Annotated in this window: 12 protein-coding genes; 7 read left to right on the top strand and 5 right to left on the bottom strand. The window is 44.4% G+C overall.

Annotated elements, in window-relative coordinates; genetic code table 11:
* Positions 1–3: 3 nt before the first annotated feature.
* Positions 4–939 carry an ROK family glucokinase gene (locus ACTNA4_RS02410; RefSeq protein WP_427820218.1) on the top strand — a complete coding sequence of 312 codons (936 nt, stop codon included), beginning with the start codon at positions 4–6 and terminating at the stop codon, positions 937–939.
* Positions 940–1,038: 99 nt separating this feature from the next.
* Here the strand turns inward: ACTNA4_RS02410 and ACTNA4_RS02405 are convergent, their stop codons facing one another.
* Positions 1,039–3,627, bottom strand: a complete 2,589-nt coding sequence (locus ACTNA4_RS02405; RefSeq protein ID WP_441028378.1) for a transglycosylase domain-containing protein — start codon at positions 3,625–3,627, stop codon at positions 1,039–1,041.
* Positions 3,628–3,852: 225 nt separating this feature from the next.
* Here ACTNA4_RS02405 and ACTNA4_RS02400 point away from each other — a divergent pair, with 225 nt between their 5' ends.
* On the top strand, positions 3,853–4,512 hold the full coding sequence (locus ACTNA4_RS02400) for a YigZ family protein (protein ID WP_427807394.1): 660 nt from the start codon (positions 3,853–3,855) through the stop codon (positions 4,510–4,512).
* An 83-nt stretch (positions 4,513–4,595) separates the two neighbouring features.
* Here the strand turns inward: ACTNA4_RS02400 and hpf are convergent, their stop codons facing one another.
* The 4 genes from hpf to typA form a co-directional block, all read right to left on the bottom strand.
* Positions 4,596–5,135, bottom strand: coding sequence for a ribosome hibernation-promoting factor, HPF/YfiA family (gene hpf, locus ACTNA4_RS02395; RefSeq protein ID WP_427807392.1), 540 nt, complete (start codon positions 5,133–5,135; stop codon positions 4,596–4,598).
* 153 nt (positions 5,136–5,288) lie between these two features.
* The gene (locus ACTNA4_RS02390) at positions 5,289–5,900 is read right to left on the bottom strand and encodes a transporter (RefSeq protein ID WP_441028376.1); all 612 of its coding nucleotides are present in this window, start codon (positions 5,898–5,900) and stop codon (positions 5,289–5,291) included.
* A gap of 124 nt (positions 5,901–6,024) precedes the next feature.
* Positions 6,025–6,921 carry a phosphatase PAP2 family protein gene (locus ACTNA4_RS02385; RefSeq protein WP_427820215.1) on the bottom strand — a complete coding sequence of 299 codons (897 nt, stop codon included), beginning with the start codon at positions 6,919–6,921 and terminating at the stop codon, positions 6,025–6,027.
* On the bottom strand, positions 6,921–8,744 hold the full coding sequence (typA, locus tag ACTNA4_RS02380; protein ID WP_427807387.1) for a translational GTPase TypA: 1,824 nt from the start codon (positions 8,742–8,744) through the stop codon (positions 6,921–6,923). The genes ACTNA4_RS02385 and typA overlap by 1 nt, the downstream gene beginning before the upstream one ends.
* A gap of 230 nt (positions 8,745–8,974) precedes the next feature.
* Between typA and ACTNA4_RS02375 the strand changes: the two genes are divergently transcribed.
* The 5 genes from ACTNA4_RS02375 to ACTNA4_RS02355 all read left to right on the top strand — a co-directional run bounded on the left by ACTNA4_RS02375 (position 8,975) and on the right by ACTNA4_RS02355 (position 13,940).
* Entirely contained in the window at positions 8,975–9,601 is a 627-nt protein-coding gene (locus ACTNA4_RS02375) for a single-stranded DNA-binding protein (RefSeq protein ID WP_427807385.1), read from the top strand.
* A gap of 98 nt (positions 9,602–9,699) precedes the next feature.
* Positions 9,700–10,590 carry a 4-hydroxy-tetrahydrodipicolinate synthase gene (dapA, locus tag ACTNA4_RS02370; RefSeq protein ID WP_427807383.1) on the top strand — a complete coding sequence of 297 codons (891 nt, stop codon included), beginning with the start codon at positions 9,700–9,702 and terminating at the stop codon, positions 10,588–10,590.
* Between the two features lie 139 nt (positions 10,591–10,729).
* The gene (dapB, locus tag ACTNA4_RS02365) at positions 10,730–11,488 is read left to right on the top strand and encodes a 4-hydroxy-tetrahydrodipicolinate reductase (RefSeq protein ID WP_427807381.1); all 759 of its coding nucleotides are present in this window, start codon (positions 10,730–10,732) and stop codon (positions 11,486–11,488) included.
* A 27-nt stretch (positions 11,489–11,515) separates the two neighbouring features.
* Complete coding sequence (locus tag ACTNA4_RS02360; RefSeq protein ID WP_427807379.1) at positions 11,516–13,468, top strand: fructose-1,6-bisphosphatase; 1,953 nt, start codon at positions 11,516–11,518, stop codon at positions 13,466–13,468.
* 85 nt (positions 13,469–13,553) lie between these two features.
* A complete protein-coding gene (locus ACTNA4_RS02355) occupies positions 13,554–13,940 on the top strand; it encodes a hypothetical protein (protein ID WP_427807377.1) in 387 nt (128 codons plus the stop codon).
* Positions 13,941–14,066 lie beyond the last annotated feature (126 nt).

The raw sequence follows: 14,066 nt of genomic DNA, 5'->3' as shown, positions 1-14,066 counted from the left end.
AAAATGAATTATTGTTTTGGAGTTGACATTGGAGGAACGACAATCAAAATGGGATTGTTCCAGTTTGATGGAAAGATGGTTGATAAATGGGAAATCAAGACCAGAACGGAGAACGCAGGGGAAGCAATTCTTCCGGATGTTACAAAAGCAATTAATAAGAAAATGATGGAGTTTGGACTTGAGAAACAGCAGATTCTCGGAATCGGGCTTGGAATTCCGGCACCGGTCACAGAAGACGGGATTGTGTCGAATACCGCAAATCTCGGATGGGGATACAAGGAAGTGAAGCGTGAGTTGGAGGAACTGACCGGAATCCATGTTGCTACGGGAAATGATGCCAATGTAGCTGCGTTGGGAGAAATGTGGCTCGGTGGAGGCCAGGGACATCGCAACATGGTCATGGTTACGCTCGGAACCGGCGTAGGTGGAGGAGTCATTATCAACGGTGAGTGTGTGATAGGAAAGCATGGAGCAGGCGGTGAAATAGGACACATTTGTGTGAATTATGAAGAGACGGAACCCTGCGGATGTGGTAACAGAGGATGTCTGGAACAATACGCATCAGCGACGGGGATTGTTAGACTTGCCCGGAAACGTCTTGCGCAAGACGAGGAGCCGAGTTTGCTGCGTGATGTTACGGAACTCAGTGCAAAAGAAGTGTTTGATGCTGTAAAAAAAGATGACAAGGCAGCAATTGAAGTCGCAAAAGAGTTTGGAAAATATCTGGGATATGCACTTGCCAATCTTGCGGCAGCATGTGATCCTGCAGTTATTGTAATTGGGGGAGGAGTATCAAGAGCCGGAGAAATCCTTTTTGACTATATCGAGGGGCCATTTAAGGAAAGAGCATTCTTCGCAAACAGGGAAACACAGTTTGCTCTTGCACAGCTCGGAAATGATGCAGGAATCTGTGGGGCGGCTAAGATGATCCTTAAATAAGTACATATGGAAAGCAGAAGAAACAAGTTTGATAGTTAAAAAGGGACGTAACACGCAATGATAATTCGTGTTACGTCCCTTTTGATATTTTGGATTATTCTATTGATCTGATGTGCCTGGGTCTGTTGGAGTGGTTGGATCCGTCGGAGTAGTAGGCTCTGTCGGAGTGGTAGGCTCTGTCGGAGTGGTAGGCTCTGTTGGGGTGGTCGTTCCACCGCCATTGCCGCTGCTATTTCCTCCATTTCCACTTCCATTTCCGCCGTTTCCGCTGTTTCCGCCGTTTCCGCTTCCTCCTCCATCATCCGGATTCTCAGAATCATCCGGTTCTTCGGGCTCTTCGGGTTCTACCGGCTCGTGTCCCGGACAAGTTTCCGTCGGATAAGTGCCCGGAGCAAACCATTCTGTCATGGAAGGACATTCATCAGATAAAGCAAGTAGTCCGGTCTCAGTACAGATGGTTCTTCTTACCAGAGAAGATGGCATTGTGAAATCTTTATAGGCCAGACCAAGGGCGCTGTTAATTCTATCCATAATATTGGACCAGATTCGCTCGTGGTAGTACCAGCTTGTGTCACTGAGTGATTGGTTGTTATCATATCCCATCCAGATGGAACAGGTATAATAAGGTGTATATCCGGCAAACCATAGATCCTTATTATCAGAAGTTGTACCGGATTTTCCGGCTGCCGGCATATTTTCAAGCTGGGCATACGGTGCTGCAGTACCCTTTGTTACAACATCTTCCATCGCGAGTGTCAGGAGGGCAGCAGTCGTATCTTTGATGATGGTTTTCGATTCGTTTTTGGTATTATCAATCAGCACATTACCGTCATGATCCAGTACTTTTGTGTAAAGAATCGGCTTATTATAGACGCCGCCGTTGGCGATTGCGGCATAAGCGGCGGTCAGTTCATAATTGTATACACCGTGTGATACACCACCAAGCGCAAGGGATTCTACCATATCCTTATCTTTCGAAAGAGTGGTGATACCGAATTTCTCTACATATTCATAGCCAAGTGAAACGGAAATTTCGTTGATCACTTTTACGGCGATAACGTTCATAGACTGTTCAATTGCTTTCCGAAGCGTTACCGCACCGCGGTAGGAATCGCCCCACCAGTTGTGAACCTGCTTGTCTGGATTGGATTGATAGTAATATGGCTCGTCCACTTCGACATCTGCAAGAGTCTTACCTGCACTGTCGAGGGCCGGTGCGTAAACAGCAAGAATCTTAAAGCAGGAACCGGCCTGACGAGTCGTGCCGTAAGCACGGTTCAGTCCACGGTTTGTGGTTTTCTCGCCACGCCCTCCGACCATTGCTTTAATATGACCGTTGCTTTGATCAATGATACAGACAGAAGCCTGTGGCTGCGGAGCGAGATTCACGTATTCATCATAGGTATCTCCCTCCTGGGCGATGCTTGCCTTAAAAGCTTCGATGTGTTGGTAAGCTTCCTCTTTTGAACTATATAAATACTTGGAATCCACACCATTATATTGCTTTACATTTCCTACGGAATAGTTTTCCTGTGTCTGCGCTTCATCTGCCCTGGTGACGGTCAATGCGTAGTCTAGATCCCAGGTCGTTTTCGATGGGAAATTGCCATCGTTGTTGAGCTCATCGTCACAGATTCCCTGAATCGTCAGATTCTGAGTTGTGTAAATGCTGAGACCGCCGCTGTAAATCGCGTTGTAAGCCTGAGTCTCTGTATAGCCGAGACCATCGGCGGAGGTCAAATCATCCATCAGCTGGTCGATCAGTGCATCAACAAAATAAGAAGTAACACGCGTTTCTTCCAAAACCTGGGTGTTCACCGTTTGAATTCGGGAGTAAACATCATCGGCCAGTGCCTCATCGTGTTCAGCTTGATCAATATACCCTTGTTCCAACATATCGTCCAGCACTTTCTTCCGACGTTCTGCATTTTTCTCTGGGTTCGTGATTGGGTTATAACCACCCGGACTCTTGGTAATTGCCGCAATCGTTGCGCATTCGGAAAGCGTTAGATCGGATACATCCTTGCCAAAATAACGTTTGGCTGCAGCTTGTACTCCCAATGTGTTCTGACCAAGGTTAATGGTATTGAGATAACTTTCAAGAATCTCTTCCTTACTCAGCTGCTTTTCAAGCTGCAGGGCAAGATACTGTTCCTGCAATTTACGTTCAACCTTTTCCAACTGACTTTCATTAATGAAGTCTGGAAATACATTGTTCTTAATAAGCTGCTGGGTAATTGTACTGGCTCCTTCCGAAAAATGTCCTCTTGTAAGTCCTACTACAGCAGCTCGAAGAATTCCCTGGGGGTCAATCCCGTTGTGCTGATAAAACCGGGAGTCTTCGACAGCAACAAATGCATGCTGAAGATCTTCCGGAATTTCATCGATTGTCACATAAACGCGGTTGGAACCGGCCTGCTTGAAATCTTCGATGATCGTTGCATTGTCATCCGCATAGGCAACAGAAGTATATCCCTCTGGTTTGATGCTGGAAGGAGTAATCTCCGGTGCATTATCAATGATTCGTTTTACCAGAAGCCCGGCACCTGCTGCGCCTGCGATACATACAACGGCAATACAGAGTAAAAAACCTTTAAATAGGCGCACACCTATTTTTTTCTTTCGCATATTTGCTTTGGAAGTAATATTTTTTTGCTTTTTAGAAGCGCTTCTTTTTCCATAATTCATGAACATTGCCTCCTTCATATTGATTTATTATAGCAAATATACCAATCTAAATAAAGCGAAAAATAAAAACTTCCTTATTACCTATGAGAAAATTAAGAAAAACTTCCGAATTCTTGTCGAATCGTGTTGATTTGTAATATTTTTGTAATTGTCTTGCATCTGGTAATCAGGATTTGTATACTTGTCATAGGAATTATAATTTGCAGATGAAGGGAAAGAATAAGGATGCTTAAGAAATATAGGACAGTGTTTGAAGGAAGCGAAGGCGAAATTACGGAAAAAAAGTCCAGATTTATTGCTACGGTTTTGCCGGTGCACAGTGAGGAAGAGGCGATTGGTTTTATCGAGCAGATGAGAAAGAAATACTGGAATGCAACGCATAACTGTTTTGCTTATGTGATCGGAGAACATTTCGAGATCCAACGGTGCAGTGATGATGGAGAACCTGGCGGAACAGCAGGGAAACCGATGCTGGATGTCCTGATGGGAGAAGAGCTTCATGATACGGCAGTCGTGGTGACACGGTATTTCGGTGGGACCCTTTTGGGAACCGGAGGTTTGGTGAGGGCTTATCAGGCCGCAACGAAAGCCGGTCTGTTGGCGAGCACTGTGATTACAAAATACCTTGGGAAAGAATATGTGATCGGGACAGATTATACGGGACTTGGAAAGATCCAGTACATTCTGGCACAACGTAAACTTTTTGTGCGAGATACGGAATATACGGACAGTGTTAAGATTCATGTTCTGATTCCGGAGGTGGAGGAACGGGAAGTGTTGGCTGAGATTACGGAAGGAACAAACGGACAGGCGAAGCTGGAATCCGGTGATATGTGTTATTTCGCGGATATTGACGGGAAGATTGAGATATTTCCGATTGGATAAAAAAGAGATTGAATAACGCTGCTTTGAAGTAAAATGCTGGTCACATAAGTGACCAGCATTCTTTATACTATATTCGATTATGTTTATTGAAATTCAGGTTCAATCAGTCCGTAAGTACCATTCTTTCTCTTATATACAACATTGACTTCATCAGTCTCTGCGTTGCTGAACACGTAGAAGTTGTGTCCGAGAAGTTCCATCTGGATGCAGGCATCTTCCGGGAACATCGGTTTGATTCCGAAGCGCTTTGTGCGGACGATCTGGATTTCTTCCGGATTCGGTTCGGCATTGGTCTCTTCATCGATGAATTCCTGGCGGAAGTCATGTCCACCCTGATGTTTGGCAATGAGTTTCGTTTTATACTTTCGAAGCTGGCGCTCGATAATCTCTTCTACTAAATCGATGGATACGTACATATCACTGCTTACCTGTTCAGAGCGGATAATGTTGCCCTTGACAGGGATTGTGACCTCGATTTTCTGACGTTCCTTTTCGACACTTAAGGTTACGATGATTTCTGTTTCAGGAGTAAAATACCTTTCAAGCTTCCCAAGCTTCTGTTCTACGGCCTGTCTGAGACCTGGTGTGATTTCGATGTTTCTTCCGCTAATGATAAATTTCATACAGCTCAACTCCTTTTGTTTGTATTTCCTATGCAGGGTGCCGGACGCACCTCATAAGAGCATTCCATAGAATAGAATCACTGTTCTATGAATCTATAAATATTATACTCTATTTCACTATGGACATGCAATGAAAAAAGAATAAATTTTGGCTTAATGAATGGAGCGGATTACTTCGACCCGGGATATATCGCCGTTATGCATCTTTGCCACACGGAGCCCAAAATTATCGAAATAGGTACATGCACCGATTCCAATCTCGGTCTGTTCTTCCTCAAATCGCTTATGGAGTACATCCCGAAGTGTCTGATTGTCCTCACATGGAATATGTACATGGATGATGGAGTTTACATGTTTTGCCTTTGAGGTAGCCCGGAAGATCACTCGCTCGGATTCATCGAATTCCACAAACAGGAATTTACGTGTTGCAAAGAGAATCGCGATGGAAATCACGCCGATCAGGGTGGCAACCGGATTAGAGTGTTCTACGATGATTTGTCGTGCAATGGCAAAAAGCAGAACTTCAAATACGGTTGAAGGTGTCTGCTGATAGAGCATTCGTATCATTTCGACACCAATGATCAGGCTCAGACAGTTTTCCAGAAGATCACTGTAGTTCGGATACATGTCAAAATTCGGGATATTTTTCAATGACATCGCGAGCTTTACAGCAACAAGTATAATGCTGACTGTAAGCACGACCGAGATGAAAATCTCCAGAAATGAAGACACTTTCCTTAAAATTGCGGTAGCATACTTTTTCATACATTTCCCCCTTATGAAATAAATTGATTGATAATTTCATTCTATCGAATAAACAAAGAACTGTAAAGGAGAATTTACTGGAAACTAGTCCGGTTCTTACTCTTTTACAGTTCTTTTATTTCTTTTATAAATATTTCATTTTTCGACTGAATATCCAGGGATATACGAAAATCACCCAGAAAATGATAATGCCATACTGAATCATTTCGCCAATCAGAGTGCTCCCAAGAAGGATTTTCAGCACCAGCTTCAAAACGACTGTCAGTGCAAGCCCGACCACATAGCGGAGCAGAAGTACGTTCCGGGAAGGGTTATTTGCCTTCGGGGAGAAGCGGAGCGTTTTATTTTCCAGATACCAGCCTGCGGCAAAGCCGAGTGCGGCGCCGGATGCTTTGAAACAATCGGTCACGTAACGATACTCGATCGTTTGGTTTCTATAAAGGTACGCGGACTGGATGCAGACCAGTGCGGCTGCCAATATAATGATCAGGGTGATGATACCGGTCCATTTCGAATTGGAAGTGAAGCGTTCCAGGTATTTCCGCGTAAACCAGGCAAAGAAGAGTGATATCACCATAGCAGTGATCACGTCCTTCGGCGTATGGCATCCCAGGTACATCCGTGAGAATCCGATCAGAAGAAATGTAAGCACGAAAATACATTTCCAGTACCATTTTTCGGCGTTGATGGCAAGTGTCGCAAAGAGGCTTGTTCCGCTCTGTGTGTGCCCGCTGGGAAAGGAGTACCCTGTGGCAGCCGGGATGGCACTTTCCACAGCTTTAAATTCCGGATCCAGTACCCAAGGACGCGGGATCCGGAACGTAATCTTCAGGCTTTGCACAAGAAGTCCTGCGCATAAATAGTTGAATCCGATCTGAACGGCCAGCTTCTTGTCGATGCACCAGTACAGTGCACAGATGACAGCGATGATGACCAGCTCCTGCGCGAGAAACGTGATGAGCTGGAAAATCGTGTCAAGAAGCGGGGTACGTATTCCGGAAAGTGTCCATAAAAAACTCATTAGCTGATTCCTCGTTTACGCATTTTAGGATCTAGGATCTTTTTGCGGATACGTAAGGATTTCGGAGTTACTTCCAGCAATTCGTCGGTATCGATGAAATCGAGGGCTTCTTCAAGACTCAGGACCTTAGGTGGTGTAAGTTTCAGTGCTTCGTCGGCGCTGGAAGAACGAGTATTTGTCAGATGCTTGGTCTTGCAGACGTTCAGCTCGATATCGTCAGTTTTGGCATTCTGACCGACAACCATACCGGCGTATACCTTTTCGCCCGGTCCGATAAACAGGGTACCGCGATCCTGTGCATTGAAAAGACCATATGCAACGGCTTCTCCTGTTTCAAATGCAATCAGAGAACCCTGATTTCTGTACTGGATGTCACCTTTATATGGGGCATAGCCGTCGAAGGCAGTATTCATGATTCCGTTTCCTTTGGTGTCGGTCAGAAAATCGCCGCGGTATCCGATGAGGCCGCGGGCAGGAATGGAGAATTCCATTCGGGTGTAACCGCCGTTGGACATACCCATATTGCGGAGTTCCCCCTTTCTCTGACTAAGCTTGTCGATAACGACTCCAGTGAACTCGTCCGGAACATCAATGTAAGCAAGCTCCATCGGTTCCAGCTTCTTGCCGTTTTCATCGGTCTTATATAATACTTCTGCCTTGCTGACTGCGAATTCATAGCCTTCACGGCGCATATTTTCGATGAGAACGGAAAGGTGAAGTTCACCTCTTCCGGAAACTTTGAAGCTGTCGGTATTCTCGGTCTCTTCCACACGCAGACTGACATCGGTATTCAGTTCCCGGAATAAACGTTCGCGAATGTGGCGGGAAGTCACAAATTTTCCTTCCTGACCGGCAAATGGACTGTCGTTTACGATGAACTGCATGGCGATGGTAGGTTCGGAGATTTTCTGGAATTCGATTGGCCTTGGCTGGTCGACAGAACAGATCGTATCACCGATGGAAATGTCTGCAATACCGGAAATTGCCACGATTGAGCCGATAGTCGCTTTTTTAACTTCTACTTTATTCAGTCCGTCAAACTCGTAGAGTTTGCTGATCTTCACTTTCTTCTGCTTGTCTGGGTCGTGATGGTTGACAACGATCACGTCCTGATTCACGGCGATGGTACCGTTGTCTACTTTGCCGACACCGATTCTTCCGACGTACTCGTTGTAATCGATGGTACTGATCAGTACCTGTGTGCCGGCATCCGGATCGCCCTCCGGTGCAGGAATATAATCCAGGATCGTCTCAAAAAGAGGAGTCATATCCTTCGGTTCATCATCCTCATTGTAGGTGGCATATCCGTCTCTTGCGGATGCATAGATGAACGGACAGTCAAGCTGATCATCGGAAGCACCCAGATCAATCAGCAGTTCCAGTACTTCATCGATGACGCCATCCGGCCGTGCTTCGGGACGGTCAATCTTATTGATACAGACGATGACCGGAAGCTTCAGTGCCAGTGCTTTTTTCAGAACGAACTTGGTCTGAGGCATTGCTCCTTCAAATGCGTCAACAACAAGAATGACACCGTTGACCATTTTGAGAACTCGTTCCACTTCACCGCCGAAATCGGCATGGCCGGGTGTATCAATGATATTGATCTTTGTATTTTTATAGAAAACGGCTGTGTTTTTGGAAAGAATTGTGATGCCGCGCTCACGTTCGATATCGTTGGAGTCCATGACACGTTCGGCTACTTCCTGATTTGCACGGAATACACCGCTCTGTTTCAAAAGTTCATCCACCAGTGTTGTTTTACCGTGGTCAACATGGGCGATGATTGCAATATTTCTAATGTCTTCACGCTTTGTATTCATGTTCTTTTACCCTTCTTCTTACCTATATAATGTTGTAACTTGTTTAGTTTATCACATTTCTGAAATTTTACAAGTACTATCAAAAATTTTCAATTTTTAGTTCTAAAACAAATGGGTGATTCATAGATATATAAATGTGTCCGGTGAAATGTGTGCGGTAAAATGCCAGCTATACCGGGAAAAAATGCTGCGGAAGTACGCCAACGAAAAGGAAGGAGATTTACGACGCTATGTCAGATAAGATTATTGAAAACAACCAGGTAACAATTATGGGGCAGGTTGCATCCGAATTTGAGTTCAGTCACGAGGTGTTTGGTGAAGGATTCTACATCGTGGAGGTATTGGTGAAAAGGCTCAGCAATTCCTGCGACCGTATTCCTCTGATGGTCTCAGAACGGCTGATCGATGTGACGCAGGACTATACAGGAGAATTTATTATGGCATCCGGTCAGTTCCGGTCCTACAACCGGCATGAGGAGCAGAAAAACCGTCTGGTATTATCCGTGTTTGTGCGGGAGATTTCCTTTATGGAAGAAGAGCCTGACGGCTCGAAAACGAACAGTATTCTGTTGGATGGATATATCTGTAAAGAGCCGATTTACAGGAAGACACCGCTGGGAAGAGAAATTGCAGATCTTCTGCTTGCGGTCAATAGACCATACGGAAAATCGGATTATATACCATGTATTTGCTGGGGAAGAAATGCAAGGTATGCATCCGGATTTGAAGTGGGAGAGCATGTGCAGGTTCTTGGCAGGATCCAGAGCAGGGAATATGTGAAGAAACTGTCTGAGACGGAGACGGAGAAAAGAGTTGCCTATGAGGTGTCTGTAAGTAAGCTGGAATGTATGGAATAGATGAATGCAGAGATATTTTGCTAAATCCTTTGATTGACAGTGCTTTTAAATAATGATAAACTGTGAATAGTCAAGAAAAGTAAGTCAGGAGGAATATTATGTCTATTTTTACCGGTTCTGGTGTAGCAATCGTAACACCATTTAATGATGATGAGAGTATTAATTACGATAAATTAGATGAACTGCTGGATTTTCACTGTAATCATAGAACAGATAGTATTATTATTTGTGGGACTACAGGAGAGTCTTCTACTTTGTCGGAAGAGGAGCATATGGACTGTATCCGTTTTACGATTGAACGTGTAAAAGGACGTGTTCCGGTCATTGCAGGAACAGGGTCCAACAGTACATATACAACGGTGCAGATGTCGAGAGAAGCGGTTGAAGACGGGGCGGACGGATTACTTCTGGTAACTCCGTATTATAATAAATGTACACAGGCAGGTCTGGTTGCACATTACACTCAGGTGGCAAAGGAGGCGAAAGCGCCGATCATTCTTTACAGTGTTGCAAGCCGTACCGGTGTAAATATCGCACCGGAGACTGCTGCAGAGCTTTACAAAACCGTTGATAACATTGTGGGAATCAAAGAAGCTTCGGGAAATATTTCGCAGATTGCGAAAGTTATGAATCTGACGGACGGTAAGATTGATCTGTATTCAGGAAATGATGACCAGATCGTTCCGATCCTTTCTCTCGGAGGAAAAGGTGTGATTTCTGTACTTGCCAATATTGCGCCGGACTATACACATGATATCTGTGAGAATTTCTTTAAAGGCAATGTGGCAGAAAGTTGCCGGATGCAGCTTGCTGCACTTCCACTGATCGAGAAGCTGTTTTGTGAAGTCAATCCGATTCCGGTAAAAAAGGCATTGAATCTGATGGGGCTGGAAGTGGGACCGCTTCGTATGCCACTCACGGAGATGACAGAAGCAAATACTGCAAAATTAGCTGAACAGATGAAGAAATTTGGAATTTCTGTACTTTAATTGGAAGTCAGTAATGGTAAAAATGGGATTGATAGGACAGGGCTTTGCTGCCGGAAGGTGGCACTGCCCTTTTGTTAAATAAAGATAATTGTGAAAAAAATTACGATGTTTATGAAAGAACCAAAGGAGGAATGGATTGATGGTAAGGGCAATTATGCATGGATGCAACGGAAAAATGGGACAGGTCATTACAGGACTTGTCAGGGATGATGAGCAGATTGAAATCGTAGCAGGAGTGGATGCGTATTTAGGAATTGAAAATACATATCCGACATTTAAGACTCTTGCAGAATGCGATGTGGAGGCGGATGTAGTCATCGATTTTTCCAATGCATCGGCTGTGAACGCACTTCTCGACGAGTGTGTTGCAAGAAAACTTCCGGTTGTACTCTGTACGACAGGGCTTTCCGAGGAACAGCTCGCAAAAGTAGACAAGGCATCGGAGTCAACAGCAGTGCTTCGGTCAGCGAACATGTCGCTGGGAATCAATTTGTTGATGAAATTATTGAAGGAAGCAGCGAAAGTCCTCTCACCGGCAGGGTTTGATATCGAACTGGTGGAAAAGCATCATAATCAGAAGGTGGACGCACCGAGCGGAACCGCGATTGCACTTGCGGATTCGATCAATGAAGCACTGGATGAAAAGTATACCTATAATTATGACAGAAGCAAGGAACGCAAAAAACGTGAAAAGAATGAGATCGGAATCGTGGCTGTGCGTGGCGGAACGATTGTGGGACAGCATGATGTCATCTTTGCGGGGGCGGATGAGGTCATTGAGTTCCAGCATACGGCTTACTCCAAAGCTGTTTTTGGGAAGGGCGCAGTGGAAGCTGCAAAGTTCCTTGCAGGGAAGCCGGCAGGTCATTATGATATGAGTGATGTGATTCAGTTTTAGAAAAAGAATATCAGGGAGAATATGAAAATGAGTGGATTAAAAGAAAAATATCTGGAACGTCTGGCGGAATTATTTCCTACCATTGCAGCTGCCTCAACCGAAATCATCAATCTTCAGGCGATTCTGAATCTTCCAAAGGGGACGGAGCATTTTATAACGGATGTGCATGGTGAATATGAGGCGTTCAATCATGTCCTCAAAAACGGATCGGGTTCTGTAAAGCGGAAGATCGATGATGTGTTTGCAAACACGATGAGTGCGAGAGATAAGCAGACACTGGCAACACTGATCTACTATCCACGGGAGAAGATGGAAAAGATCCGTGAGACAGAACCGAATATGGATGACTGGTATAAGATTACGCTCTACCGTTTGATCGAGATCAGTAAGAGAGCGGCAAGCAAGTATACCCGCTCCAAAGTGAGAAAGGCGCTTCCGAAGGATTTCTCTTATGTAATTGAAGAATTGATTACAGAAAAGCAGGGACTGGCAGATAAGGAATCTTATTATGCGTCCATTATCAGTACCATTATCCGCATCGGAAGAGCAGAGGAGTTTATTGTAGCACTTTGTGAACTGATTCAGAGGCTTGTTGTGGATCATCTTCATATTGTCGGTGATATTTACGACAGAGGTCCGGGACCGCATCTGATTATGGACAAGCTGATGGAACATCATTCGGTAGATATCCAGTGGGGGAATCATGACGTCCTCTGGATGGGAGCGGCAGCTGGGCAGAAATGCTGTATTGCAAATGTAATCCGAATCTGTGCAAGATACGGTAATCTGGATATCCTGGAAGATGGATATGGAATCAATTTACTTCCGCTTGCGACTTTTGCGTGGAAAAAATATGCGAAAGATCCGTGTGAGTGTTTTAAATTGAAAGGAAGCGGTGCCGACGGCGCTCAGGAAATGGAATTGAATATGAAGCTTCATAAAGCGATTTCAATTATTCAGTTCAAGATTGAAGGACAGATGTCTAAAGTATATCCGGAATTTGGATTTGAAAAACGGAATTTCCTGCATAAGATCAATTATGAAAAGGGAACGATTGTAATTGAAGATAAGGAATACACCATGCTGGATGATTATTTCCCGACGATCGATCCGGCTGACCCGTATGCGTTGTCGCCGGAAGAGGAGGAAATCATGGAACGTCTTGTTTCAGCTTTCCAGAACTGTGAGAAACTCCAGCGGCATATGCGATTTCTTCTTAGCAAAGGATCGCTGTACAAGATCTACAATTCAAATCTTCTGTATCATGGATGTGTGCCGCTTACAGAAGACGGAAATCTGAAAGAAGTAACGATTTATGGCAAGACCTATAAAGGAAAAGCGTTGTATGATTTTATGGATTCCTATGTGAGAAAAGGATTTTTTGCAATTGATCCGAAGGAACGTGCAAAAGGGCGGGATCTGATGTGGTATATCTGGCAGGGTGAGAATTCACCTTTGTTTGCAAAAGATAAGATGGCTACATTTGAACGGTATTTTCTGAATGAAGTAGAACTGCACAAGGAACATAAAAATCCGTATTATACATTCCTGGAAAATGAAGAAGTGATGGATCGTGTTCTCATGGAATTCGGTATGGATACAAAGAAATCGAGAATCATCAACGGTCACGTACCTGTGAAGACAAAGAATGGAGAAAATCCGGTGAAATGCGGAGGTAAGGTGATGGTTATCGACGGAGGATTTTCCAAGGCTTACCAGAAAGAGACCGGAATTGCAGGATATACGCTTATCTACAATTCTTATGGACTGATCCTTGCGGCACATGAGCCGTTTGAATCAACCGAGGCAGCTATTGAGAAGGAGCGTGATATTCATTCGGACAGTGTGATCATCAATCGTGTTGTTTCCAGAAAGACGGTCGGAGATACGGATGTGGGAAATAGTATCCGTGAGCGGATTGCCGATCTGGAGGAACTGCTTAAGGCATACCGCAGCGGTAAGATCATCGAAAAAATTTAAAATTATTTTTCATACATATTTTTTTCGCTTCTGTAAATAGTAGTAGTAACCTGAATTTTACATTTACAGAAAGGAAGAATTGAATATGAAGCTTTTTAAGAAAATACTACTGATTGGAATCTGCATATTTGCTATGGGATCTGTCACGGCCTGTGGAAACAACAATGCGACCGATGGAACCAACAATGAATTTGGCGATACGAATGGAAATGGAACCACAAACGGCAGTACTGACGGAACTGGAACGGGAAACGGGACGAATGTGAACGACGCGACCAGTGGAAACGCAGATAATCGTGACGGAAATAATCTTGTGAACGATGCGGCGGATGCGGTGGACGATGTGACAGACGGCGTAGCGAATGGTGTAAATGATGTGTTGGGAAACGATGGAAATAACAATACAACGAATAACACAACGAACAACACCAATAATACCAGCCGCAGCCAGTCGGACAATTCAGGAAAATAATAAGAGATGTCAGGAGAAAAGATTGTGCGAAAGTGCAGTCTTTTTTCCGTTTGGGAGTGGGAAAATTTTGAAAAAGCAGGATAAATAACAGATGGATGCTTGCAAGTTCAGAAGGGAAATGGTATA

It is taken from the genome of Bariatricus sp. HCP28S3_A7 (assembly GCF_052066375.1).
In the GTDB taxonomy this organism is placed as follows: domain Bacteria; phylum Bacillota; class Clostridia; order Lachnospirales; family Lachnospiraceae; genus Allocoprococcus.
The sequence above is the reverse complement of the archived record's forward strand: the minus strand, read 5'-3'. Positions and strand labels throughout refer to the sequence as shown.

Excerpts from the sequence above, each read along its gene's own strand:
- ACTNA4_RS02410 (WP_427820218.1), top strand. The coding sequence starts at position 4 with ATGAATTATTGTTTTGGAGTTGACATTGGAGGAACGACAATCAAAATG.
- ACTNA4_RS02405 (WP_441028378.1), bottom strand. The coding sequence starts at position 3,627 with ATGAATTATGGAAAAAGAAGCGCTTCTAAAAAGCAAAAAAATATTACT.
- ACTNA4_RS02400 (WP_427807394.1), top strand. The coding sequence starts at position 3,853 with ATGCTTAAGAAATATAGGACAGTGTTTGAAGGAAGCGAAGGCGAAATT.
- hpf (WP_427807392.1), bottom strand. The coding sequence starts at position 5,135 with ATGAAATTTATCATTAGCGGAAGAAACATCGAAATCACACCAGGTCTC.
- ACTNA4_RS02390 (WP_441028376.1), bottom strand. The coding sequence starts at position 5,900 with ATGAAAAAGTATGCTACCGCAATTTTAAGGAAAGTGTCTTCATTTCTG.
- ACTNA4_RS02385 (WP_427820215.1), bottom strand. The coding sequence starts at position 6,921 with ATGAGTTTTTTATGGACACTTTCCGGAATACGTACCCCGCTTCTTGAC.
- typA (WP_427807387.1), bottom strand. The coding sequence starts at position 8,744 with ATGAATACAAAGCGTGAAGACATTAGAAATATTGCAATCATCGCCCAT.
- ACTNA4_RS02375 (WP_427807385.1), top strand. The coding sequence starts at position 8,975 with ATGTCAGATAAGATTATTGAAAACAACCAGGTAACAATTATGGGGCAG.
- dapA (WP_427807383.1), top strand. The coding sequence starts at position 9,700 with ATGTCTATTTTTACCGGTTCTGGTGTAGCAATCGTAACACCATTTAAT.
- dapB (WP_427807381.1), top strand. The coding sequence starts at position 10,730 with ATGGTAAGGGCAATTATGCATGGATGCAACGGAAAAATGGGACAGGTC.
- ACTNA4_RS02360 (WP_427807379.1), top strand. The coding sequence starts at position 11,516 with ATGAGTGGATTAAAAGAAAAATATCTGGAACGTCTGGCGGAATTATTT.
- ACTNA4_RS02355 (WP_427807377.1), top strand. The coding sequence starts at position 13,554 with ATGAAGCTTTTTAAGAAAATACTACTGATTGGAATCTGCATATTTGCT.